Origin of the sequence: Streptococcus sp. 27098_8_134 (assembly GCF_041431675.1) — a bacterium.
Classification (GTDB): domain Bacteria; phylum Bacillota; class Bacilli; order Lactobacillales; family Streptococcaceae; genus Streptococcus; species Streptococcus sanguinis_R.
On the sequence record NZ_JAPVYD010000004.1, the window covers coordinates 69,321 to 93,696 of the forward strand.

Annotated in this window: 20 protein-coding genes; 10 read left to right on the forward strand and 10 right to left on the reverse strand. The window is 37.7% G+C overall.

What is annotated here, in order from left to right:
- Window positions 1-47 precede the first annotated feature (47 nt).
- From trmFO to O3620_RS09755, 10 genes are all read left to right on the forward strand, one after another.
- Complete coding sequence (gene trmFO, locus O3620_RS09710) at window positions 48-1,382, forward strand: methylenetetrahydrofolate--tRNA-(uracil(54)-C(5))-methyltransferase (FADH(2)-oxidizing) TrmFO (RefSeq protein ID WP_002919007.1); 1,335 nt, start codon at window positions 48-50, stop codon at window positions 1,380-1,382.
- Between the two features lie 115 nt (window positions 1,383-1,497).
- The gene (locus O3620_RS09715) at window positions 1,498-2,322 is read left to right on the forward strand and encodes an alpha/beta hydrolase (protein ID WP_002919008.1); all 825 of its coding nucleotides are present in this window, start codon (window positions 1,498-1,500) and stop codon (window positions 2,320-2,322) included.
- Between the two features lie 32 nt (window positions 2,323-2,354).
- Window positions 2,355-3,095, forward strand: a complete 741-nt coding sequence (locus tag O3620_RS09720; protein WP_002919009.1) for an esterase family protein — start codon at window positions 2,355-2,357, stop codon at window positions 3,093-3,095.
- A gap of 12 nt (window positions 3,096-3,107) precedes the next feature.
- Window positions 3,108-4,274, forward strand: a complete 1,167-nt coding sequence (locus O3620_RS09725) for an acetyl-CoA carboxylase biotin carboxylase subunit family protein (protein ID WP_002919010.1) — start codon at window positions 3,108-3,110, stop codon at window positions 4,272-4,274.
- Window positions 4,275-4,496: 222 nt separating this feature from the next.
- Window positions 4,497-5,465 carry a thiamine pyrophosphate-dependent dehydrogenase E1 component subunit alpha gene (locus O3620_RS09730; RefSeq protein ID WP_371601687.1) on the forward strand — a complete coding sequence of 323 codons (969 nt, stop codon included), beginning with the start codon at window positions 4,497-4,499 and terminating at the stop codon, window positions 5,463-5,465.
- An 18-nt stretch (window positions 5,466-5,483) separates the two neighbouring features.
- Window positions 5,484-6,476 carry an alpha-ketoacid dehydrogenase subunit beta gene (locus tag O3620_RS09735; protein ID WP_371601688.1) on the forward strand — a complete coding sequence of 331 codons (993 nt, stop codon included), beginning with the start codon at window positions 5,484-5,486 and terminating at the stop codon, window positions 6,474-6,476.
- Between the two features lie 461 nt (window positions 6,477-6,937).
- Window positions 6,938-7,981, forward strand: coding sequence for a dihydrolipoamide acetyltransferase (locus tag O3620_RS09740; RefSeq protein ID WP_002919013.1), 1,044 nt, complete (start codon window positions 6,938-6,940; stop codon window positions 7,979-7,981).
- A 78-nt stretch (window positions 7,982-8,059) separates the two neighbouring features.
- A complete protein-coding gene (lpdA, locus tag O3620_RS09745) occupies window positions 8,060-9,766 on the forward strand; it encodes a dihydrolipoyl dehydrogenase (protein ID WP_002919014.1) in 1,707 nt (568 codons plus the stop codon).
- A 66-nt stretch (window positions 9,767-9,832) separates the two neighbouring features.
- On the forward strand, window positions 9,833-10,822 hold the full coding sequence (locus O3620_RS09750) for a lipoate--protein ligase (RefSeq protein WP_002919015.1): 990 nt from the start codon (window positions 9,833-9,835) through the stop codon (window positions 10,820-10,822).
- A 165-nt stretch (window positions 10,823-10,987) separates the two neighbouring features.
- Window positions 10,988-11,626, forward strand: a complete 639-nt coding sequence (locus O3620_RS09755) for a hypothetical protein (RefSeq protein WP_002919016.1) — start codon at window positions 10,988-10,990, stop codon at window positions 11,624-11,626.
- A gap of 79 nt (window positions 11,627-11,705) precedes the next feature.
- Here O3620_RS09755 and xerS read toward each other — a convergent pair whose 3' ends face one another.
- The 10 genes from xerS to O3620_RS09805 all read right to left on the reverse strand — a co-directional run bounded on the left by xerS (window position 11,706) and on the right by O3620_RS09805 (window position 24,345).
- Window positions 11,706-12,776 carry a tyrosine recombinase XerS gene (xerS, locus tag O3620_RS09760; RefSeq protein ID WP_002919017.1) on the reverse strand — a complete coding sequence of 357 codons (1,071 nt, stop codon included), beginning with the start codon at window positions 12,774-12,776 and terminating at the stop codon, window positions 11,706-11,708.
- Window positions 12,777-13,095: 319 nt separating this feature from the next.
- On the reverse strand, window positions 13,096-15,372 hold the full coding sequence (locus O3620_RS09765; RefSeq protein ID WP_371601689.1) for a zinc-ribbon domain-containing protein: 2,277 nt from the start codon (window positions 15,370-15,372) through the stop codon (window positions 13,096-13,098).
- A 9-nt stretch (window positions 15,373-15,381) separates the two neighbouring features.
- On the reverse strand, window positions 15,382-16,107 hold the full coding sequence (locus O3620_RS09770; protein WP_049422436.1) for a hypothetical protein: 726 nt from the start codon (window positions 16,105-16,107) through the stop codon (window positions 15,382-15,384).
- The gene (locus O3620_RS09775) at window positions 16,085-17,761 is read right to left on the reverse strand and encodes a hypothetical protein (protein ID WP_049422435.1); all 1,677 of its coding nucleotides are present in this window, start codon (window positions 17,759-17,761) and stop codon (window positions 16,085-16,087) included. Before O3620_RS09775 ends, O3620_RS09770 begins: the two co-directional genes overlap by 23 nt.
- The gene (locus O3620_RS09780; protein ID WP_064520781.1) at window positions 17,758-19,611 is read right to left on the reverse strand and encodes a hypothetical protein; all 1,854 of its coding nucleotides are present in this window, start codon (window positions 19,609-19,611) and stop codon (window positions 17,758-17,760) included. The genes O3620_RS09775 and O3620_RS09780 overlap by 4 nt, the downstream gene beginning before the upstream one ends.
- A gap of 12 nt (window positions 19,612-19,623) precedes the next feature.
- Window positions 19,624-20,883 (reverse strand): site-specific integrase, encoded by a 1,260-nt coding sequence (locus O3620_RS09785; protein ID WP_064520782.1) that lies wholly within the window; start codon window positions 20,881-20,883, stop codon window positions 19,624-19,626.
- A 621-nt stretch (window positions 20,884-21,504) separates the two neighbouring features.
- The gene (locus tag O3620_RS09790; RefSeq protein ID WP_002890488.1) at window positions 21,505-21,846 is read right to left on the reverse strand and encodes a GntR family transcriptional regulator; all 342 of its coding nucleotides are present in this window, start codon (window positions 21,844-21,846) and stop codon (window positions 21,505-21,507) included.
- Window positions 21,843-22,064 (reverse strand): DUF1648 domain-containing protein, encoded by a 222-nt coding sequence (locus O3620_RS09795; RefSeq protein ID WP_002890487.1) that lies wholly within the window; start codon window positions 22,062-22,064, stop codon window positions 21,843-21,845. Before O3620_RS09795 ends, O3620_RS09790 begins: the two co-directional genes overlap by 4 nt.
- 18 nt (window positions 22,065-22,082) lie before the next feature.
- Window positions 22,083-23,642: a hypothetical protein gene (locus tag O3620_RS09800; RefSeq protein ID WP_101799728.1), complete on the reverse strand. Its 1,560-nt coding sequence runs from the start codon at window positions 23,640-23,642 to the stop codon at window positions 22,083-22,085.
- On the reverse strand, window positions 23,635-24,345 hold the full coding sequence (locus O3620_RS09805; protein ID WP_064520784.1) for an ABC transporter ATP-binding protein: 711 nt from the start codon (window positions 24,343-24,345) through the stop codon (window positions 23,635-23,637). The genes O3620_RS09800 and O3620_RS09805 overlap by 8 nt, the downstream gene beginning before the upstream one ends.
- Window positions 24,346-24,376: the final 31 nt, after the last annotated feature.

A 24,376-nucleotide genomic window follows, 5' to 3' on the forward strand; every position in this document is an offset into this window, starting at 1 on the left:
TTATAATGGTCAGAGTGAAAATCTAGAAATATCCAAGGGAGAGTATCATGTCATCATCCTATATCAATGTTATCGGTGCTGGTCTGGCTGGCAGTGAAGCAGCTTACCAGATTGCCAAGCGTGGAATCCCAGTCAAACTCTATGAAATGCGGGGTGTTAAGTCAACGCCTCAACACAAGACTGCAGACTTTGCAGAACTGGTCTGTTCAAACTCTCTGCGAGGAGATGCGCTGACCAATGCAGTCGGTCTGCTCAAGGAAGAAATGCGGCGGTTGGACTCAGTTATCTTAAAGTCAGCAGAGGCAACTCGGGTGCCAGCAGGTGGTGCTCTAGCGGTTGATAGAGAAGGCTTTTCGCAGCTGGTGACGGAGCTAGTGACTAACCATCCATTGATTGAGGTCATTCGCGAAGAAATCAAAGAAATTCCAGAGGATGCCATCACAGTCATTGCTACGGGACCCTTGACCAGTGATGCTTTAGCAGAAAAAATTCACGCGCTCAATGGAGGAGACGGTTTTTATTTCTACGACGCAGCAGCGCCAATCATTGATGTCGATACCATTGATATGACCAAGGTCTATCTCAAATCCCGCTATGATAAGGGGGAAGCAGCTTACCTTAATGCTCCCATGACCAAGCAAGAATTTATGGATTTCCATGATGCTTTGGTCAACGCTGAAGAAGCACCTCTCAATTCCTTTGAAAAAGAAAAATACTTTGAAGGCTGCATGCCTATTGAAGTTATGGCTAAGCGAGGCATTAAAACCATGCTTTATGGGCCGATGAAGCCGGTAGGTTTAGAATATCCAGATGACTACCAAGGGCCTCGCGATGGAGATTTTAAGACGCCATACGCTGTGGTGCAGCTTCGTCAGGACAATGCGGCAGGTAGTCTTTACAACATTGTCGGCTTCCAGACTCATCTCAAATGGGGAGAGCAAAAGCGGGTCTTTCAGATGATTCCTGGTCTGGAGAATGCAGAATTTGTCCGCTATGGAGTCATGCATCGAAACTCCTATATGGACTCTCCAAATCTGCTGGAACAGACTTTCCGCTCTAAGAAACAGCCAAATCTTTTCTTTGCAGGTCAAATGACAGGAGTTGAAGGCTATGTCGAGTCAGCAGCTTCTGGCCTAGTTGCTGGTATCAATGCCGCTCGACTCTTCAAGGGAGAAGAAGCACTTGTTTTTCCAGAAACAACAGCTATCGGCAGCCTGGCACATTATGTTACCCATGCAGACAGCAAGCATTTCCAACCCATGAATGTCAATTTTGGCATTATCAAAGAGCTGGACGGCCCTCGGATTCGTGATAAGAAGGAGCGCTATGAGAAGATTGCTGAACGTGCCTTGAAAGATTTACAGCCTTATTTGGATAAATAATCTATTTTCTATCATTATCTAATAAAAATCATTAAAAAGTTAGGAAATCCCTAACTTTTTTGCTTAATTTGTGATATAATAAATAAAAATTTTGAAAATAGAAAGTTTTCTGAAAATGAATAAATCCTATTTTTATCTTGAAATGAAAACACATGAGTTAGTCGTTCCTTATACCAAGCAAAAACGCCGTGTCCGCGTCTTGCTTCCAAAAAACTATAGTCAGGACACAAATAAGTCGTATCCGGTCGTTTATTTTCACGACGGACAAAATGTTCTTTACAGCAAGGAGTCTTTCAGTGGCCATTCGTGGAAGGTGATTCCGACAATCAAGCGTAATCCTGATATTGAAAAAATGATTGTCGTGGCTATTGATAACGATGGCCAACGGCGGATGAATGAGTATTCAGCTTGGAAGTTCCAAGAGTCCAATATTCCTGGCATTCAGTTTGGCGGCAAGGGAACGGAGTATGCGGAGTTTGTCATGGAAGTCGTCAAGCCTTTCATTGACCAGCATTATCGGACCAAGTCGGATCGGCTGCATACAGCTATGATTGGTTCCTCTCTTGGGGGAAATATCAGCCAGTTTATCGGTGTTGAATACCAAGATCAGATTGGCTGTCTGGGAATCTTTTCATCAGCAAATTGGCTGCATCAGGAAGCTTTCGATCGCTATATTGAGAGAAAGACACTTCAGACAGACCAGCGAGTTTTCATTTATGTTGGGACAGAAGAGGCTGATGATACAGATAAGACATTAATGGCTGGCAACATCAAGCAGGCCTATATTGATTCATCGCTCAGCTATTTCCGACAGTTACTTGTATCTGGGGTAGATTTGGCAAATATTCAGATTAAGATCCAGTCTGGAGCTATTCATAATGAAATCGCTTGGGCAGAGCACTTGCCAGACTGCTTCCGTTTTATCAGCGAGAAATGGTAATCTAGTCAAACAGTGAGAAAGAGGTAGAAACTATGCATGTAGAATTTTTAAGTCATTGGAGCGGCAATCTAGGCCGTGAAATGTATATCAATCGCTATGGCCATGCCGGACTCCCGATTATAGCCTTCGCATCATCAGGCGGCAGCCATAATGAGTATGCCGACTTCGGTATGATTGAGGCCTGTGCAGGTTTTATCGAAGCTGGTAAAGTCCAGTTTTTCACTCTCAGCAGCGTTGATAGCGAGAGTTGGCTGGCTGACTGGAAGCATCCTCACGACCGAGCAGAAATGCATCGTGCCTATGAGCGATATGTCATCGAGGAAGCTATTCCTTTCGTCAAGCATAAGACAGGCTGGTTTGACCCTATGATGACGACTGGCTGCTCCATGGGCGCTTATCATGCCCTTAATTTCTTTCTGCAGCATCCAGATGTTTTCAATAAAGTGATTGCCCTCAGTGGTGTCTATGATGCACGTTTCTTTGTTGGTGACAATTTGAACGACGAAGTCATTTATCAAAACTCTCCAGCAGACTATATCTGGAATCAAAATGATGGCTGGTTTATTGACCGTTATCGACAGGCCGACATTATCGTTTGTACTGGCTTGGGCGACTGGGAGCAGGATGGCTTGCCTTCCTTCTACACGCTGAAAGAAGCTTTTGAGCATAAGAATATTCCAGCTTGGTTTGCTGAATGGGGTCACGATGTTTCCCATGACTGGATTTGGTGGCGTAAGCAAATGCCTTATTTCCTTAATGAACTCAATCTTTAAAGGAGGTTTCCTATGAATTATATTGTTATTTCTCCCTATTATCCACAAAATTTTCAGCAGTTTACAGTGGAACTGGCTAACAAAGGAATTACTGTTCTGGGAATCGGTCAGGAGCCTTATGACCAGCTAGACCAGCCTTTGAAGGATTCATTGACCGAATATTTCAGAGTAGAAAATCTTGAAAATCTTGACGAAGTAAAAAGAGCAGTGGCCTTTCTCTTCTACAAGCATGGACCTATTGATCGGATTGAGTCTCATAATGAATACTGGCTAGAACTGGACGCAGAGTTGCGTGAGCAATTCAATGTCTTTGGAGCAAAGCCAAAAGATTTAAAAAAGACCAAGTTCAAATCAGAGATGAAGAAACTCTTTAAAAAAGCAGGTGTTCCAGTCGTTCCAGGTCAGATTGTCAATACAGAAGCAGGCGCTGATTTGGCTGTCAAGAAACTTGGTCTGCCTTTGATTGCCAAACCTGATAATGGAGTAGGAGCAGCTGCGACCTTTAAATTGGAAACAGCAGAAGATGTCGAACGATTCAAGCAAGAATGGGATCATCAGACTGCTTATTTCTTTGAAAAGTTTGTCCAGTCTGGCGAAATCTGTACTTTTGACGGTTTGGTAGATAAGGATGGTCAGATCGTCTTTGCAACCACCTTTGACTATGCCCATACACCGCTGGATTTGATGATCTATAAGATGGACAATTCCTACTACGTTCTTAAGGATATGGATCCAAAACTGCGTGCTTATGGAGAAGCGATTGTCAAAACCTTCGGCATGAAAGAACGCTTTTTCCATATTGAGTTCTTCCACGAAGGTGATGATTATGTAGCCATTGAGTACAATAACCGTCCAGCAGGTGGCTTTACCATTGATGTCTATAATTTCGCTCACTCAATCGATCTTTACAGAGGCTATGCAGCGATTGTAGCAGGAGAGCCTTTCCCAGCAGCACACATGGAGCCACTGTATTGTCTGGCAACCTCACGCCGTGCATCAACGAACTATGCTTACCCTGAGGCTGACTTGCTGGAGAAATACAGAGATAATTTCAAGGTTAAAAAAGACATGCCAGCCGCTTTTGCAGAGCTGCAAGGCGACTACCTCTATATGCTGACAACTCCAAGTCGCGAGCAAATGGAGCAGATGATTGCGGACTTTGCTAAACAGGCGGACTAATCAAAAGCATGCTCTGCTATTATTTTCGTATAACAGTTTCAAAATAGTAAAAACTACTCTAGCACAAAAAGTTTGTGAAATTTCTATTTTGGTGTCTAAAACCAGTTTATCCAAAGGATTGACTGGTTTTTCTTTGTGAAATCCAAGTGAGCAAAAGTTTTGACAGTGCTTACAGCTTTAGATAGAATTAAATAGAAGAATTATGCTTAGAAAGGCAAAAAAATGGCAACTTTAGATAAAAATCTTTTGTTAGAGATGTTCCGTAAGATGGAAGAAATCCGTCGTATGGACTTAAAAATTGCTCAACTTGTAAAAAAAGGAAAGGTTCCTGGAATGACTCACTTCTCAGTAGGTGAGGAAGCAGCCAATGTCGGTGCTATGCTGGCTTTGAACGAGGATGATTTGTTGACTTCTAATCACCGGGGACACGGTCAAGCTATCGCCAAAGGAATCAACCTCAACGAAATGATGGCGGAAATCCTAGGGAAATACACTGGTACCTGTAAAGGAAAAGGCGGCTCTATGCACATTGCTGACCTAGATGCCGGAAACCTTGGTGCCAATGGTATTGTGGGCGGCGGCATGGGAATTGCTGTTGGAGCGGCTCTGACCCAGCAAATGCACAAGACAGGCAAGATCGTTGTCTGCTTCTTTGGTGATGGTGCTACCAATGAGGGCGTCTTCCACGAAGCAGTCAACATGGCTTCTATCTGGAATCTGCCCGTTATTTTCTATTGTATTAATAACGGCTATGGCATTTCTGCTGATATCAAGAAAATGACCAATGTAGAGCACATCCACGAGCGCAGCGCAGCTTATGGTATCCCAGGTATGTTCATCGAGGATGGCAATAATGTTCTGGATGTCTATGAAGGCTTCCAAAAAGCTGTAGAGCATGTTCGCAGTGGTAAAGGACCTGTCTTGATTGAGAGCGTCACTTATCGTTGGTTGGGACACTCGTCTTCCGACCCAGGGAAATACCGTACTCGTGAAGAAGTAGACGAATGGAAGAAAAAAGATCCAATCGAAAATCTTCGTAAATACTTGCTGGAAAATAAGATTGCAAGCGAGGAAGAGCTGGAAGCTATCCAAACTGGAGTCAAAGAAGCAGTAGAAGCGTCTGTAAAGTTTGCAGAAGAAAGTCCATTCCCACCGCTTGAATCTGCCTTTGAAGATATTTACGCAGACTAAAGAGAGGAGAAAAAGCAAATGGAAACTAAAACTATGTCTTTTCGTGATACCATCATCCTCGCTATGTCTGAGGAAATGCGTCGCGATGAAAATGTACTCTTGATGGGAGAAGATGTCGGAGTCTTTGGTGGAGATTTCGGAACATCTGTTGGTATGCTGGAAGAGTTCGGGCCAGAGCGTGTACGTGACTGTCCGATTTCAGAAGCAGCTATTTCTGGAGCAGCAGCTGGAGCAGCTATGACAGGGCTGCGTCCAATCGTAGACATGACCTTTATGGACTTCTCTGTAATCGCCATGGATGCTATTGTAAACCAAGCCGCTAAAACGCGCTATATGTTTGGCGGAAAAGGGCAGGTGCCAATGACTGTCCGCTGTGCAGCAGGTAATGGAGTTGGCTCAGCGGCTCAGCACTCGCAGTCTTTGGAATCTTGGTTTACCCACATTCCAGGTCTTAAGGTTGTGGCACCGGGAACTCCAGCTGACATGAAGGGACTTCTCAAGGCTTCTATCCGAGACAACAACCCAGTCATTATCCTGGAATACAAGTCTGAATTTAACCAAAAAGGTAAAGTGCCACTGGATCCTGAGTATGTGATCCCACTCGGTGTAGGTGACATCAAAAAAGAAGGTACCGATGTAACAGTTGTTACCTACGGAAAAATGCTTCGCCGTGTCATGCAGGCGGCTGAAGAATTAGCAGAAGAGGGTATCTCTGTAGAAGTGGTTGACCCACGTACATTGGTGCCACTTGATAAGGATATTATCATCAATTCTGTTAAGAAGACTGGTAAGGTTGTTCTGGTTAATGATGCCCACAAAACAAGTGGTTTCATTGGTGAAATTTCAGCGATTATTTCTGAGTCTGAAGCATTTGACTATCTAGATGCGCCAATCCGCCGTTGCGCAGGTGAAGATGTGCCAATGCCTTACGCACAAAACTTGGAAAACGCGATGATTCCGACCGTTGAAAGCATCAAAGACGCTATTCGGAAGACATATTATAAAGAATAAGGTATAATAAAGAAAAGGCTTTCTTATGAATTAGATTACATAAATTATTTTATGTAATCTAATCTTGTGTAGAGGGTCAAAGTAGCTAAAATTTTACTAATTACAGACAATCGTTATTCGGACCGATTTTATCCGATGAGCGAATTAGTAAGTCTACTAGGTTGGTCGCAGATAGCGTTAACCGTAGTAACTTGAGATACGTTTCGTATCCAAGTTACTTGTAAAGTTGAACTTGGGCTAAAAGTTCGGAAAAAAGATAAATCTTCTTGGCTTCATCGAAGCCCGCGTTGATTTCCTATTTTTCAGTCGTTTTTCAAGTCCTTAGTATCATGTAATTGAATTCGGACGGAGGTCTGTGAAAAAAAGATAGATTTCCTTGTGTTCATCGAACACAAAGTCAATCTCCTATTTTTTCATTGTCCTCTGCGTCCTTAATATCTTATAATAGAATTGGAGAGGTCATGGCTGATGATAAGCTAAGAGCGACTCCTGCAGCTAGAAAGTTAGTGGATGATATGGGAATCAACCTCTATGATGTTTCTGGCTCAGGCGCAAAGGGTCGTGTCCACAAAGAAGACGTGGAAACTTATAAAGATACAAATGTGGTGCGTATTTCACCACTGGCAAAACGAATTGCTCAAGAACATAATATCGCTTGGCAAGAGATTCAAGGAACTGGCCATCGTGGCAAGATTATGAAGAAAGATGTTCTTGCTTTCTTGCCTGAGAATGTTGAGAGCGATACAATCAAATCTCCTGCTCAAATTGAAAAAGTGGAAGAAGTGCCTGATAATGTCACTCCTTACGGTGAAATTGAGCGTATCCCGATGACGCCGATGCGAAAGGTTATCGCTCAGCGGATGGTAGAATCTTACCTGACGGCGCCAACATTTACCCTCAACTATGATGTTGATATGACAGAAATGCTGGCCTTGCGTAAAAAAGTGCTGGATCCAATCATAGAAGCAACTGGCAAGAAAGTAACTGTCACAGACCTGCTTTCGCTGGCTGTTGTGAAGACACTGATGAAGCATCCGTATCTCAACTCAACTTTGACAGAGGATGGCAAGACCATTATCACACACAACTATGTCAACCTTTCAATGGCAGTCGGTATGGATAATGGCCTGATGACACCGGTTGTCTACAATGCAGAAAAAATGAGCCTATCAGAGCTTGTAGTAGCCTTTAAAGATGTGATCGGACGTACCTTGGAAGGCAAGTTGGCTCCGAGCGAGCTGCAAAATTCAACCTTCACAATCAGTAACTTAGGTATGTTTGGCGTTCAGTCCTTTGGGCCAATCATCAACCAACCAAACTCTGCTATTTTGGGTGTAAGCTCGACAGTGGAGAAACCTGTCGTTGTTAATGGCGAAATTGTTATCCGTCCAATTATGAGTCTGGGCTTGACCATTGACCACCGTGTAGTTGACGGAATGGCTGGAGCTAAGTTTATGAAGGACTTGAAGGCTTTGATTGAAGATCCAATTTCAATGTTGGTATAAGATTTTCTTTGCTAGTTTAAAAAGCAAAGAAACGAAAGACTCAGCAAGTGAAAAATTAAATTAGAAAAGGAAAGAAAAATGGCTTTAGAAGTAATTATGCCAAAAGCCGGCGTGGATATGACCGAAGGGCAAATTGTCCAATGGAATAAAAAAGTCGGCGAATTTGTCAAAGAAGGGGAAATCCTTCTGGAAATCATGACTGACAAGGTCAGCATGGAATTGGAAGCTGAAGAAGACGGCTACCTGATTGCTATTCTTAAGGGTGACGGAGAAACTGTTCCAGTAACGGAAGTCATTGGTTACTTGGGAGAAGAAGGGGAAAATATCCCAACTGCTGGCGGCTCTGCTCCTGCGGAAGCACCAGCTCCTACAACAGCGGCAGTAAGCACAGATGATGATAAGAGTGATGATGCTTACGATATCGTTGTTATCGGTGGCGGACCTGCTGGTTATGTAGCAGCCATCAAAGCCGCTCAGCTGGGTGGTAAGATTGCCTTGGTTGAGAAGTCTGAGCTAGGTGGAACCTGCTTGAATCGAGGCTGTATCCCTACCAAGACTTACCTGCACAATGCTGAAATCATTGAAAGCCTTGGCCACGCTGCTAACCGCGGTATCATTATCGAAAATCCAAGCTTCTCAGTGGACATGGACAAGGTTTTGGAAACTAAAAACAAGGTTGTTAATACGCTTGTTGGCGGTGTTGCTGGACTTCTTCGCAGCTATGGCGTAGATGTTCATAAGGGAATTGGCACCATTACTAAAGACAAGAATGTTCTTGTAAACGGCAGCGAGTTGCTAGAAACGAAGAAGATTATCTTGGCTGGTGGTTCAAAAGTCAGCAAAATCAATGTCCCAGGTATGGAATCATCTCTTGTTATGACCAGCGATGATATTCTGGAAATGAACGAAGTGCCTGAAAATCTGGTTATTATCGGCGGTGGTGTTGTCGGTATTGAGCTTGGACAAGCCTTCATGACTTTCGGTAGCAAGGTAACCGTTATCGAAATGATGGACCGTATCGTTCCTGCTATGGATGCGGAAGTTTCTAAAAACCTTCGCCTCATCTTGGAGCGCAAGGGCATGACAATTCTAACCGAAACCAAGTTGGAAGAAATCATCGAAGAAAACGGTAAACTTCGTATCAAGGTTGAAGGAAAAGAAGATATTCTAGCAGATAAGGCTCTGCTGTCTATCGGACGTGTGCCAGACTTAGAAGGTATTGGTGAGGTCGAGTTCGAACTGGATCGCGGCCGTATCAAGGTCAATGAGTACATGGAAACTTCTGTTTCAGGTATTTACGCACCAGGAGATATCAATGGTACTAAGATGCTGGCTCATGCAGCCTTCCGTATGGGTGAAGTTGCTGCTGAAAATGCTCTGAAAGGTAACCACCACGTTGCTAAACTCAATCTAACACCTGCAGCCATCTACACCCTGCCAGAAGTAGCGGCAGTTGGTTTGACAGAAGAGCAAGCTCGTGAGAAATACGATGTAGCAATTGGTAAGTTCAACTTCGCTGCTAACGGCCGAGCCATTGCTTCAGATGCAGCTCAAGGCTTCGTTAAAGTCATTGCTGACAAGAAGTACGGTGAAGTCCTAGGTGTTCATATCATTGGTCCTGCAGCTGCAGAATTAATCAATGAAGCATCAACCATCATCGAAATGGAAATCACCGTAGAAGAAATGCTTAAGACCATTCATGGTCATCCAACCTTCTCAGAAGTTATGTACGAAGCATTTGCGGACGTACTGGGATTGGCAGTTCACTCACCTAAGAAAAAATAATTTAAAAGATAGATTAGACTGGGCATACATCATTGTTCCAGTCTCTAGCGTATAAAGAGGTAGCTTATGAAATACATTGTTAATTACTCAAATGATACAGCTTTTAATATTGCTTTGGAGGAATATGCTTTCAAACACCTCTTAGACGAGGATGAAATTTTCCTGCTTTGGATTAACAAACCTTCTATCATTGTTGGGCGTCACCAAAATACCATCGAAGAAATCAACCGTGATTACGTTCGTGAGCATGGCATTGAGGTCGTGCGTCGTATCAGCGGCGGTGGAGCTGTTTATCACGATCTAAACAACCTCAACTACACCATTATCTCCAAGGAAAGCGAAGATCGTGCCTTTGACTTCAAGAGTTTTTCTACGCCGGTTATCAACACCTTGGCAGAGCTTGGGGTAAAGGCTGAATTCACCGGCCGTAACGACCTGGAAATTGACGGTAAGAAGTTCTGTGGCAATGCGCAGGCTTATATCAACGGCCGTATCATGCACCATGGTTGCCTGCTCTTTGATGTTGATTTGTCTGTCTTGGCCAATGCGCTTAAGGTTTCTAAAGACAAGTTCGAATCAAAAGGGGTTAAATCTGTCCGTGCTCGCGTGACAAATATTATCAATGAATTGCCGGAAAAGATTACTGTCGAAGAATTCCGCGACCTGCTTCTGGAGTATATGAAGAAAGAATATCCAGAAATGACAGAATATGTCTTCTCTGAGAAAGAACTGGAAGAAATCAAGCAAATCAGAGATAGCAAGTTTGGAACTTGGGACTGGAACTACGGTAAATCACCTGAATACAATGTACGTCGTGGCACCAAGTTTACCAGTGGTAAGGTAGAAATCTTTGCCAATGTTGTTGAATCTAAGATTCAGGACATTAAAATCTATGGAGATTTCTTTGGTATTGAGGATGTAGCAGCAGTAGAAGATGTGCTGCGCGGTGTTAAATATGAACGTGAAGATGTTTTGAAAGCTCTTGAAACGATTGATATTAGCCGCTACTTTGCTGGAATCAGCAGAGAAGAGATTGCTGAAGCAATCGTCGGTTAAAATATGACATAAAGAAAACCAAGCTCTCGAAGAGTTTGGTTTTTCATGTAAACAGTATATTTCAAATCAACAACATTCTTACGTTTCCTTGACCAGCTAGTTTTCTCTAGGATTTATCTGCCAGATATGATAAAATGATAGGGAATCAGAGAAAGAGGTATCTTGATGCAGAAAGTCCCATTAGAAAGCCTTGGTCTGTTTGAGCAGTTGGACCGCACAGTTGTAGCTTTTCTGAAGAAAAAACCATCTCCTAATCCAGACAATTTTTATGTTAGCATATCTGAAGAAGATTATGAGAAAAAGAAAGAAGAATTTGAAAAATCAGGCTATCAAGCCGTGAAATTGCCGCTTGGCGTGGCGTTAGATAATGTTATTCAGCAACCTTCTTTCCAAAACCTAGTCATTGGCGGGCTCTACATGGTAGATGTCTTCATTCCCAAGGAAGATCTGATGCCCTTGAAAGATCTTGTAGACAGCTTTTGCATCATGTTTGCGGCAGCTAACAATCGAATAGAGAATATCAAGGCTTACGATTTGATGAAAAGTAAAACGGTCTACTTTATCGGAAAACTCTTAACGGACAATCCTCAGCCAGGCGATGAAATTAGCTTCGAAGGATTGAATAGAGAGACAGCAGAAGGTTCCTACGAAGCGGTCAAATGTTTCCTAACTAGAGAAAGCGCCGAAAAGTACAACGCCAAAAATCGACCTGTCACAGCAGCAAATCTAGAACATCTCAAGCACTTCTGGGGCAAACCGCTGATTGTTGAACCTCATCGTAATTATTGGATTGAGTTTTTATAAGAAAAAGAGCGAAGCATCTAAACTAGATTTTCGCTCTTTTGTTATTATTGCTTTATTTACATATTTTAAATTATGTAATTTATAATTTGTCCAAAGCGTTCTTTTGTTCATCATTGACAATGTGGGTGTAGAGGTCCGTTACCTGAGTGCTAGCATGCCCTAGCTGATGACTGACGAGAACTTGAGATTTGGTTGCATCGTATAAACGTGTAGCAAGTGTGTGGCGGAGTTTGTGAGGCGTCACTCGTACCTTGAAGCTCTCAGAATACTTGGCCACCATTTTTTCAACACTGGAAGCATCGATTCGATTCGGAGTGCCTCGGTATTCAGTCAAAAAGAAGGCTGTATCCGTCTTTTCGGCCTTGTATCGTTTGCTTCGAATACTCAGGTACTCCTCTAAATAGGACTTGGCAAAAGCAGCAACATTGACAGAGTCCCTTTTTCCGCCTTTTCTTGTCACTTCAATGACCATCATTTTGAGATTGATGTCTTTCAGATCCAGATTAACAGCTTCAGACAGACGAACGCCAGAGGCTAGTAGCAAGGCAATGATGGCTAGATCACGTTCCTTGTTTTTGTTAAAGGAGGACAGAGCGCGATTAGAGAGCTTCTTGGGATACTTCGTATCAATATACTGGAGAAATTCTTCCGTCTCATCCCCTAAAAAGAGCTTCTGCTTAATATTCTCTGCACGAGCAGCCAGGGTTTCCTTTTTCTTCTTAGTAGCAACCTTTTTCATCACATTTCGATAGAAGTAGGGCTCACCCTGCTCGTTTTCCACTTCCTCAGTCAAATATTTGTAGAGGCTAGATAAAGCTGAAAGAGTCCGGTTGATGGTTGTCTGAGAAACACCGTTTTGAGTTGTATTAGCATTTAGAAGCGGTCTCTCGCGCAGATAAAGAATGAAGGCTTCCATGTCTTTTTTGGTCATATTTTCCAAGATTGATAGAGGAATCTCAGCAATATGCGAAGCATCCGTGATACCAGATTCTAGCACCCAGTTAAAAAAGCGATCATATTCTTTGAGATATTCGTATAAGGTTGTAAAACTATAAGGCACCGTCAGCTTAGACTGGTAATATTCCAGAATGTACCAGGGCATAGTGGCCTTGAGTTTATCAATTCTTTCTAATAACAGTTCACGTCTCATTATATTTCTCCGTTTTTTCTATAACAGTAGTATAGCATATCCAGATATATTTTTCAAGAAAATTATAGTTTTTCGGAAAGATGATAGAGGGCATATATAGTCCAACCTTATTACAAAAGGATAACCAAAAAAATTTTTTAAGCCAATTATACTCAATTATGTACTTTATTTAAGTGAACACTGGAATTTTTTACTACTCTCAATTCAGTTGAAAATGTACTTTATTTAAGTGAAAACTAAAAAATTTTCAAATGTACATTTTGACAATAAAAAAACACTCTAATATCAATTTAATGAAATTTAGAGTGTTTTTATTTATCTATATTTTTTCAAACTGTACAAAGTGTTCTTGCTTTCTTCTGTGGCCTTTGCAAATGGAACACGACCTTTTATTGCGTTTTTTGTATGCCATTCTTTCTTTTACTTGAATTTTGTAACGGTGATTAAGATTTTCTTGACATATCCACCATACAGGCAGAATACTCAACTCTGTAATTTCAGTTGGACTTACTATCAAGGAGTTATTTAGATAATCCCACTCATTCATTAGACTTTGTTGCGTTGTTGCTAAATCGTTAAATCCTTTTAATACTTTTTGATTTCTACAGTATGGACAAGAATTTTCTCTGTAAAATTTTTCTTTAATAATTTTCTGATATTCTCCAGTACATACAGGGCATTTCCACCATGCATTATATGTTGAATTTGCCCTTACTGAAGACATTTCTTGTTTATTTAATGATGACCATTCTTTAATTAACCAAGGATGTGTTGTTTCAAGATCATTATAACCTTTTGCAGTCTTCTTAAAAGAACAATATGGACAACATTGGTCGTATTTGTGGCGATCAGAAATTTTTGCTTTAAAACTTCTGTGACATTTTCGACAAATCCAATTGGTTAAAGCATTTGAATCATAAAAGAAGGTATCAATATCACCATTCAGTTCTTTTACCCATTCATTGTTTAAGTACGGTTTAACATAGCTTAGTGTTTCATTTGGTTTAGGAATTTTTTTATTACAGTAAGGACATATAGAATTGAGACTATTAGAATTATTGTTTGTAAACACACCTAGAACAATCCCTAATCTCTCCTGAAATTCTAAATCACAACAATCACAAATCCAATTAAATATTTTATTCTCGGTTTCTGACGATTTCGTCACCTCATCAGGTTTTTCTACATTCTTGCTACTCCAAAGGTCACACAACTCAGGATAAGTATCTGCAATTGTATTATAACCTTTTAATGCTTGTTCATCATTACAATATGGACAGCTATCTATAACTTCTTTTCTTATTGGAATTGAACAAAGGTATTCACCTTGACAAACAGAACACTTCCACCAATATTTTTTTGTTTCAATGTGGCTCAATGCTAAATGAACAGGCAATCCATTTTTATCGCTCCATTCTTCCTGTAATTTTGGGAAATTATAGAGTATATCATTGTTAAAAACAAGTGTATCCCAATCACAATGATTAGGACAAGTTTGAAAATTACTATTCTCTAAGTCGGTTCTTGAAATCATTTCATTAGGACTGCAATGAAAATTGACATTGCAACAAGGACATATCCAATTTATACATTCAGAAGACTTATGCCAGTATTCAGAAATAGATTTATCATTACTTTTATCCCAAAATTTCTCTAAATAAGGATGAGTTTCTTGTAAAGTATTATACCCTTTTAACATCAACTTATCATCACAATAAGGGCAGCCTTCGAGATGCCTTTTAACAACACTACAGTCATATTGACCATAACACTTAAAACACTGCCATCTTACTAAGATGTCGGATAAGCTATCAATCATATTACTTTTTACAAGAGTTGGAATAAATTGCTTAAAAAGATTTCTATCTGTATGCAATAGGGGGTTGGCTTTCACTTTAATTACGGTATCAAATGTTGCTTTACAGTTATTACAATAGAAACCATCTCTTTTGATTCTTGAAATTAGCCGATCAATAGACAACTTAAAGATATGGTCACATTTGTCGCATTTCCAATTTCTAGGGATTGTAACATTGTCATTTAACTTCAAATCATTAAACTCTACATTGTTTTGCTCCCCTGGAAGATAAATTTTCCGAAGATTAGGGTATGCTTTAGTGTAAGGTACAAAATGTGTACTTTCATTACATCCAACATGAACAAGCTCTTGATTATGTTTATTGATTAATTTAGAAGTGTTTGCTACATCTTTCCAACCAACATGACAGGTAGGACATTTGAAGTGAAATAACCTCTTTGAAGAAAAAGATAAATTATCAATCTCTTCCTGAATGGTTTCTATATTTTCATAATGAAAGTTTATGTACCTTAGAAAGTTAGGAATCCTTGCAGATATAGAGTTTTCCCCTTTTATGAACACTTTTCCAAGCTCACATACTGGACAGATTTTTGAATGATTTTGAATATTCTTATAAGATTTTGATGTACTTGCTTTCCATTCATAAGAACAGGTAGGACATTTCCAGTTAATGTGTTTTTTACTGGTAATTGTTATTTTTTCTACATCTATTTTGATATTCTTGTCAAAGTCCCAATAGTTCAATAAGGCTGGAAAATCAGTGATTAAGTCTGACATTTTCTCCTCCTAATACTTAGTCTTATTATCCAGTAAGTCTTTTATTTCCAAAATCTTACTTTTGCTTGTTTGCTTTTCAGTATGAGTATGTTTTTCAAAAGATATTTTTGTGTCTGAAGTAATAACATTCTCACTAAGATACTTCTTAGTTACTAGTTGCTGATCAGATTTTAACAAGCCCTCTTCTTTTAACAATTCATTCGCAATATCAGGATACAAACTAGTTTTAAGAAGATTCCTTAACTTTTTGTTTTCCTCTAATAATTCTTTGTTTAACGCTGTCTGCTCCTTTATTTCAGCATTCTTTTCATTAAGTTGTGCTACCTCATTTTTCAACTCTGAAACTCTTGTTTTGAGCTTACTGGCTTCTTCCTTATATTCTATTGCTGCATCAACAACTCTTTTATAATAATTGTTAAGTTCCATCAATGCTGATTTGATTGCTTTAGGGGTTCTATTGGTTATTAAGAAACGTTCTACATCTAGAGTTTTATACGTTATAACTGTTTGATAAGTGTCGTCTTCAAATAGTTCCAATCTATCATTAAGGGTTTGTCTAAATTCTTTGTTTCTTCTAATCGTTGTGTCTGCAACCTGCGGAAATCCGTTGCTTCTAAGGTAATTTCCAAACTGTGGAATTTTGAATAGTCTAGGATTATTCGAACAATGTTCCAGTAAATAATGTTCAAATAATAATAGCAATTCTTGATTATCAATATATTTCTTTCTCGCCATTTGAGAACTCCTGTAAGGATAAATGTTTTTCAGTTAGATATTCTTGATAAGAATGACTAACTGTTTTAAGTTTTAATAACGCCTCACCAATATCTTCTATATTCCCCTTTCCTTGTCGAACTCTTTTTATAGCCTCATCTACAATTAAAGCTTCCTCGTCGATTGATTTCTTAAAGGATTTATCCATAGAGAAATAATCTTTTCCAGCTTTTCTGTAAAATGGACAACTAGTACAAGCACCAAGCTCTGCATGTGAGCTAATGACTTTAAGACAGTCTGAATAATCACCTTCCGCAAATCGAGGTGAATAACATCTGCCCTTATTATCAAGAGGAACATAGTTTTTATTAATGGTGTATTTATGTTGAGTTTTACTTATAGCGTAAGACGTTTGAGAGTTTGTTAATTTACGATAAAGCTGATAGCTCCTACATTCAATAAACTGACTCAGATTTGAAAAATAATGTGAAGATGTTGTGATACTATCATGTCCAGCTAAGAGCATTGCTGTTACTGGACTAGCTCCTTCTGCTATCAGATTGATCATTGCAATGTGTCTAGTATCTCCAATATGAATGAAATTAATCTCATGATCGTCTAATTGATTTGGGGAATTGATATGATGGACAAAATACCCATACTGTTGAGATACAATCTCATTAAAGAAATATTTTAAAATTGTATTTAAGTTACTGTACGTCAAGAAACGGTTTTTAGTACTAGCAATACGTTTCCATTTCCGATAATGAGAGTCTGTCACAAATAGGGTATCTAACTGTGTAGATGATAAGTCTTTGGTTAGCTCTAAATAATTTAAAATCTCACTCGCAAGCTTAAATGGTACTTCGTAAGTTGTTAAATAATAATCCTCTGAAATTTTATGGGATACTCCCTTGTCTTTTCCTTTTAAGTTATTTCGTCTGAGAGTTAAGTAATATTTTCCGTCTTTTTCTGTGAGACAATTTCTCTGAGTGAGCAAAAACTCCCTTGGTCTAAGTGGTACTACTGCTGTTATTTGCCACCATAAGTAAAGAGGGTAGTAAAACAATCTTTCCTCATCTGATAATGATTTAACCCAATAGTCGTTTAAAATATCATTAAATAAAAAATAGGATTGAAATTGGGCTAACTTTCGCTGTTTTTTAGTGTTCAGTTGATAACTAACATTTAAAAGTTCATCTAGTTGCTCAATCAGTTGGGTTAATTCGTTACTCTCTAAACATGGTAGTGTAGAAAGAAAATCTATACATACTGAGGGGTTGGAAATCTTCATATTTGCTAATGAGAAGACTTCGTTCACTTTTAGTTCTTTGACTAATTTCTTTATATCTCTTAAAAAGGCTTGGAGAGTGATTAAAACATGATGTTCCATAGATAGCACTATAAAACTCTTTAAGTAGGTAACAAAATCATCAAAAGATAATTGAAATACTTGTTCATAAAACCTTTTATATTGGAATTTATTCAAGTTAAAAATGAAGCTAACGTTAGAATATTCATTAGTCGTTTCCCATTTATTTTCTTCAAAATTGGTGGTTAGAATAATCCCTTTTTCAACATAGTCTTGAAAACATTCTTTTGCGCTCTCAATCATATTGTCATCAAACAGGATAATTTCATTTACTTTACGAAATAATTTTGATTGATTATTCAACTGACTAACTCCTTAATAATATCCTCATAATCAGACAATACAGCTTCGCCATACTGTTCTGATAAAGCTTGCAACATTTCTGTAAGACATGGTTTAATCTGCTTCTCAAGAATGGCTCGAACCTTTCCTCGTTCAAGTTCATTCTTTAATTTTTGATATTGTTTATTGAGTCGATTAAACTCACCAATTAACAAAAGCAAGGTAGATTTTGTTTGTAATTCATACTGACAGCCGACGCAATGCTGACGGTCATCATAGGAACATAGTTTCCCTAGTGCAGATAAAAGACACATACTCTCTCCTTGCTTAGAAAAAGCTTCTCCGTTACCAATTCGATGACAGATCGTCAGTAATTGTTCAGGATCAACATTATTTTCAACTAGAGTTTTTAATGCTTGTTGCGAACGTGAATCAGCCCTAATACTCAATTCCAACGTTTTTTCAATTTCAATTGGCGTTAAATCTAAACTTTTAATCATTTGAGTTTGTTGGCTTGGACTTAATTTTTTATACTTTCCTCTAGTTACAATGGTCAAGAGCATAGACGGAATCATGGATAATACGCCTCGTTCAAATAGCTCTTTTGCAACCATTTCAGGTTTTAGTTGTCCGAGTTGGGCATCTTTTAGATACGTTGTTGTAGTTTGTGCAAATTCATTAAAATCCCCTTTATGGCTACGAGCTAATGCTGCTAGAAAATAACCTTTAATATTCAGTTCTGACTTTTCTTCAAGAACATCATCTGCTAACATTGCGACAGATTGTAAGTAGGACTTGTTTGCAGAACGACTACTAAAGTTACGCTCTAAAAATAAATTTCCGATTTCCTCCCCCATATAACTAGTAATCTTTTCATAAGTTTTAATTTGTCTGATCAATGGATTTTCTGCATTGTATGGTATTTGAAGTTGGAAATGTGCCTCACAGATAGCCAATAACGTTCCAATAAGAACCTGACAACTTTCTGGGACATGAAACTTTAACTGAGCAACATTAGAAGCGTTTTTGGTTTTATTAGGTGTTAAGTTTAAATAAGTCAATCTTGTTGTAATACTTAGTAAAGTCCTTCTAGCTTCACTACTACTCCAAGTTCCATCTACTACTGCTTCTAAAACTTCTAATGGTTCTCTTGTTAATTTAGGATGTCCTAATCTTTCTAAGTCTGTTGATCTTAGTGCGCAAATAAAATGTAACCCTAGATACAACCATGTATCTGCATAGTTTTTTGAATTTGCTGCTTTACACAACATATCATTTTTTATGATGTAGTTTTCGTTGAATAGGTAGTACATTAATCCAAGGTATTCATCTAATTCATACGCTCCATTTGCACTCTCAATCGTGTAACGCTTTGTCATTTCAAAACTTACTCGATAACGAGTAACGCCTTTATTGAGTAGCCATTTAATAAATTGAATGAGGATATTGCCTTGTGACTTCGTAAGAACTTCTGTTGCTACTTCTACTAAGGTCTCTACTTCAGCATCACTATATAGAAACAAATCTTTTGTTAAGTAGTATGCTAAAAAATCAAGTAGATAGAAACGATTTGTTTCACTCAGCTTTTCTTCTTCAGCAAATTGTACGAATAACTCACTTGTAGAAGGAAATTTTTTTGAAAAGATTCCTTCCATACTCTTAATTCCAGGAGGTGTTGTTAGATAGTCTTTGATGTGATTTTTAAGAACTTCAGCATCTTTTTCAGAAATAGTATAATCATCAAGATTTATAGACACACCAAACCATTCATTGTCTAGTAAGAATCCACTGACTTTCTCACGGTGTTTTATTGTAGCAGCACCTAACTCGACTAATATTCTTTCAAGATAATTTTTTAAATCTACTACCAATAGCTACTCCTTTTAATCTTCTCCAAACAATTTTTCTGCTTGCCAGTTCATATATTCAAAAACACCATTATTAACCTGACCATATTGTTTTGCAATTTCTCCTTTATTTTGTAAATAAACCCAAGCACTTTCTGGTGAATTGTCCCCTCTAGCAGACATCAGTTCACTAACTTCATTAACACCTGACAAAACCAATTGTGTGGTGTACCAGTGCCTAAAGATATGGGGTGAAATATTATTTTCTTGCAAGAGTTGACCAAAAAAGACAACCTCTGGGTCATCAGATTTAAGAAATATTGGAATCATTTCTTCGCGAATAATCTTACGAAATCGTTGATAGTACACATCGTATGACAATGCTTTCCCTTGCTTGTTAAGGCTTAATGGACCATAATCTCTCTCATACCTTTTACCTTCTAGGTAGCTCATATAGTCATTGTAGGTGTCTAAAAAGACCTCTAAGAAGATATAAGGTACAGCTTGAAGTCTTTCCTTTTTAATTCGTCCAGTTGGCTTTAAATCGCTTCTAAGGGGCATTTCTTTTCGCAGATCAATCTCAATTTTAAATACTTGATTATCACTTTGGTGAAATATGATACCTGCCCCCAAAGGGCTATCTTCACGCCTTACATTACAAGCTTCTGATGGTCTTAAACCAACAAATGCTCCCAAAGCAACAACCATAAGTAAATCCTTGTGATATTGAGCAATGTGAGCAAAAAGCATTTCAAAGGCGCTGTTTGGCATATCCCTAAAAATTGACTTCTGTGTGTTGCTTCCATCAACAAATACCTCAAAATTCAACTCATTTCTTTTGATGACTCTGCCTCGTCTATTGGTAAACGTATTGATAGAATAAAGGTCTTTTGGCTTCAATTTAACCTTTCCTTTTCGTTCATTCAAGTATAGAGTTAAAAAATCAAGAACTGCATTTACACATTTTTCGACTGTACTTTTCTTTCTATTTTTTCTATCTTCTGGAAGTTGTCCTAAACCATAAAGCATAAAAAACTCCTTGACCATTTCTAAAGTTAGTTGATCAAGATTGTTAACCCCAACTGTTCCGTATATAAAATTCAAAAACTTAACAACGTATGAAAATCGTTTGTTTCCATCGTCTGAAATAGATTTAATCTTTGTGGCAGATTTTACATATCTATGAAAATCAGTGAATTGTAATGTACCATCATCATGTTTGAGTGCAATCAATTGCTTTGTAACGATATTATTATCGCCTAGAATTAGCGAATGTTTATATACAACAAATCTCATGTTATCTCCTTGTTTATTATGACTGAAGGTTCTGACTGTGTTTTATGATGTCAATACACAAAAAAACGATCAAATCAGTACCATTTTCCTTTGTGCTCTAAACTGCATAAAGGGAATATCGATGAGTACTTTCATTGATCGTTATTATTATTTAAATTAATTCAATAATAAAAGTAACTTCATCTAAGTAATAAGAGCAATTAATTAGCTCAGCAACAACGATAACCACAGCAACTCCTTCTAAACAATGAAAGGAATATCCACCGTGGCTATCTATTTACTTTTTTTCTTTTACTTTGGTAAGTTACTTTTGTTATTTTTACTTTTTCTGTATTATATCATATTTTGATTGAATTGTCATCTGAGACAGTGATTTTAAAAAAACTGGAAATTTTTTCAATTGTTTATTTTGACAAAAAAATACTTTAATATCAATTTAATGATTTTATAGCATTTTTAGCTTATTTGATTTTAAAGTTGTCGTCTATTCCTCAGGATTACTTGAAGAAGTGGAAGTAACTAATAATGTCAAGTTCTTTATTGGAAAATGAAAAAAGCCTTAAAATCAAGGCTTTTCTATACTTTCACAAATAATCCTAATAAATTTCCATTCAACTTCTTCTAAGCATCTTTTCTAAAAAATAAATTGACAATCTCATCTTCTGAAAAGCCTAGCTCACCAAGTTTTTCAAACAAAATTTTAACTAGCTTGTTAGATTCTTGATATCTTATCTCTTTTATTTCTTGCTCGCTTGCTATGACAAAATATCCTAATGTTCCACAGCTAGTAACCAAATTCTGTTCTTCGAGAACTTTCATTGCTTTTTGGACAGTTGCCGGATTACACTTCTCGTTTTCTGCTAATCTCCTTATTGAAGGAATTTGTTGTTCAGGTGCATAATCACCTCTTAAAATCTTCGTTCTTAATTTTGATGCAATTTGTAAATATAGATGGTGTTTCATTTAATCTTTTTATTATCACTTTCCCTAACAAACTTCCAATATGCAGAATAAGGGATGACTGTAGCTAGTAGAAGATAGTATTTATTTGCAAACATATCTGCTACTCCTTTTGCATTGAAATGAATAGGAACTTTCTCAGGGAGAAACCCACAAATAATGACTATGATGACCATCATTCCCAACAAAACCAAAATATCTTTTAACAGTCTATTTTTCATCTTATTTTCCTCCTTTAACTAGATAAAATTTAACTTGGTCATTTTTATATAAACTCTAAACGAAATAGCCAGTAAAATTACTGATACTGCTTGCAAAACAAATATAATTGGAAGATTAAAAAACCAATTAAGCAAAATAGGCGTAATAAGCGTAATCATACTAATAATTCCAGTTACAATAACAGGAAGACTTTGTTTGACAACTATCATCTCACTGTCCCAATCATAGTTTGGATATTTTTTATTTAATGAAATTCCGATTACCATTATAAAAAGGGAGTAACATATAGGAACAATAACTAGATTCATAACTTGAATAGGACTCATATCAAGTTTCAGCATAAATACAGATACAGAAATCATATATCCAATCAAATGAAGTGTAAGGTTGACAGCTATCTTAGCATTTAAAATCGTTTTCACTTCAACTGGAGAACTTTTCAAAATCCAAATATTTTTACCTTCTAAAGATATAGATGAAGCTGCTGGACAACTGAGTGAAAGCATAGATGCAATAAAGACGGGAGCTAAGTTTGAAAGATACTCATTTATATTTTCAATTCCTGCTGAATTTCCTATTTGACCGACAGAATTAAACAGGAAACATATACTAAAGACACATAAAAGAATCACTCCAAGCCCAGCATTCAAGACTGCCATATAAGAACTTAAAAATCGTCCAAGCTCTTTTTGATACAAGGAAAAAAATACCGATTTTCTTTCATAAGATACTTTGTCATTAGCATAACTTGATTTTGTATTGGCAAGTGTATTAAGTAGTCCATACTTCAACGAAGCAATTTTGACAAATAGATAAAAGACGACTATTGAAAGAACTATATAAAATCCCATCCCATAGTACATTGGAAAATTGTAGTATGACATAAATAGTCTAGAAATTGGATACAGTCCAGTAATTTGCTTAGCCAGAGTAACCCCAATACTACTTTCATCACCTGATTGCAAAGCTGATAATGCAAAATATCCAATTATACCTAGCATCGCAAATGAAAAAATAAGAGAGATAACATTTTTTCTTTTAAAAAAAGATGAAGCGACAACAATAACGAGTCCCATGCATGCCGCTATACACATGGGGATCAAAGGGGCAAAAATTATAGAAGTAAAATACAATATAATCTGTAGGAGGTTTAAACTTCCGTTCAAGCCCCATATAATTCCACCCGGAAGCATAAACATCAAGCCTATTAAAAAATTTAATAAGTACATAAACATGAACTTGCTGGTGATAATATACGAACTTTTAACAGGTAAGGATTGGAGAATTTCCATATCTCGACTGCCAAATAAAATGCCATTCGAATAAAATACTGTCAAAAATAATATTGAAAAACTTGAGACAGATACCATATATGCTGGAATCAAGTTCTGCTGTCCGACGTGTACCAATGTTTTCGCTGTTATTATATTATAAACAAAGCAAAATAAGGAAAGAGTTATTATGCCAAAACTCGCAATAGCCATTGAACTTTGTTTTTTATTTCGTGAATCTCTAATCTCGTTAATAGGAAAGAAATTAATCAATTGCGCTTTAAGCAGTATCCAAATGTTACTCATTGTTCTGCACCTCCATGAAAAATGCCTCCAATGATTCATCACCTTTGACGTCTCCTGTATTGCCACTTGCAATTAACTTTCCATTTTTGATAATGGCAATCTTATTACATAATTTTTCCGCAACATCCAATACATGGGTTGAAAAGAAAATAGCACCTCCATCTGAAACACACTCATGCATAATTTTCTTTAGTAGGAAAGTTGCTTTGGGATCTAGCCCAACAAAAGGTTCATCTAAAATCAACAGTTTGGGAGAATGTACAAGTGCAGAAATAATGGCTGTTCGTTGCTTCATTCCATGTGAATATGAAGAAATAATCCCCGAAAGATGATCAGTCATATCAAATAAATCACCGTATTTTTGTATTCTCTCCTTGCGTATTTTTGTAGGAATTTCAAACAAGTCAGCAATAAAATTAATATATTGAATTCCTGTCATATGTTCATACAAATCTGGATTATCTGGGATATACGCCATCATTTTTTTACAAATAACAGGTTCTTCTTTAATAGAATGACCGTTGATAATTATACTTCCGTCTTCAAAATCATGGATACCGACAACTGCCTTTATCGTTGTCGTTTTGCCTGCACCATTTGCTCCAATAAAACCATAAATATCTCCAGGCTGTACTGAAATAGATAGGTTATCCACAACCTTCTTGTCCCCATAACTTTTACTAAAATTCTTTATCTCTAACATATTTTCACCTCTATTGACAATTTGTCAGTCA

Coding starts and splice junctions, on each gene's coding strand:
- trmFO (WP_002919007.1), top strand. CDS start 48: ATGTCATCATCCTATATCAATGTTATCGGTGCTGGTCTGGCTGGCAGT.
- O3620_RS09715 (WP_002919008.1), top strand. CDS start 1,498: ATGAATAAATCCTATTTTTATCTTGAAATGAAAACACATGAGTTAGTC.
- O3620_RS09720 (WP_002919009.1), top strand. CDS start 2,355: ATGCATGTAGAATTTTTAAGTCATTGGAGCGGCAATCTAGGCCGTGAA.
- O3620_RS09725 (WP_002919010.1), top strand. CDS start 3,108: ATGAATTATATTGTTATTTCTCCCTATTATCCACAAAATTTTCAGCAG.
- O3620_RS09730 (WP_371601687.1), top strand. CDS start 4,497: ATGGCAACTTTAGATAAAAATCTTTTGTTAGAGATGTTCCGTAAGATG.
- O3620_RS09735 (WP_371601688.1), top strand. CDS start 5,484: ATGGAAACTAAAACTATGTCTTTTCGTGATACCATCATCCTCGCTATG.
- O3620_RS09740 (WP_002919013.1), top strand. CDS start 6,938: ATGGCTGATGATAAGCTAAGAGCGACTCCTGCAGCTAGAAAGTTAGTG.
- lpdA (WP_002919014.1), top strand. CDS start 8,060: ATGGCTTTAGAAGTAATTATGCCAAAAGCCGGCGTGGATATGACCGAA.
- O3620_RS09750 (WP_002919015.1), top strand. CDS start 9,833: ATGAAATACATTGTTAATTACTCAAATGATACAGCTTTTAATATTGCT.
- O3620_RS09755 (WP_002919016.1), top strand. CDS start 10,988: ATGCAGAAAGTCCCATTAGAAAGCCTTGGTCTGTTTGAGCAGTTGGAC.
- xerS (WP_002919017.1), bottom strand. CDS start 12,776: ATGAGACGTGAACTGTTATTAGAAAGAATTGATAAACTCAAGGCCACT.
- O3620_RS09765 (WP_371601689.1), bottom strand. CDS start 15,372: ATGTCAGACTTAATCACTGATTTTCCAGCCTTATTGAACTATTGGGAC.
- O3620_RS09770 (WP_049422436.1), bottom strand. CDS start 16,107: ATGGCGAGAAAGAAATATATTGATAATCAAGAATTGCTATTATTATTT.
- O3620_RS09785 (WP_064520782.1), bottom strand. CDS start 20,883: ATGAGATTTGTTGTATATAAACATTCGCTAATTCTAGGCGATAATAAT.
- O3620_RS09790 (WP_002890488.1), bottom strand. CDS start 21,846: ATGAAACACCATCTATATTTACAAATTGCATCAAAATTAAGAACGAAG.
- O3620_RS09795 (WP_002890487.1), bottom strand. CDS start 22,064: ATGAAAAATAGACTGTTAAAAGATATTTTGGTTTTGTTGGGAATGATG.
- O3620_RS09800 (WP_101799728.1), bottom strand. CDS start 23,642: ATGAGTAACATTTGGATACTGCTTAAAGCGCAATTGATTAATTTCTTT.
- O3620_RS09805 (WP_064520784.1), bottom strand. CDS start 24,345: ATGTTAGAGATAAAGAATTTTAGTAAAAGTTATGGGGACAAGAAGGTT.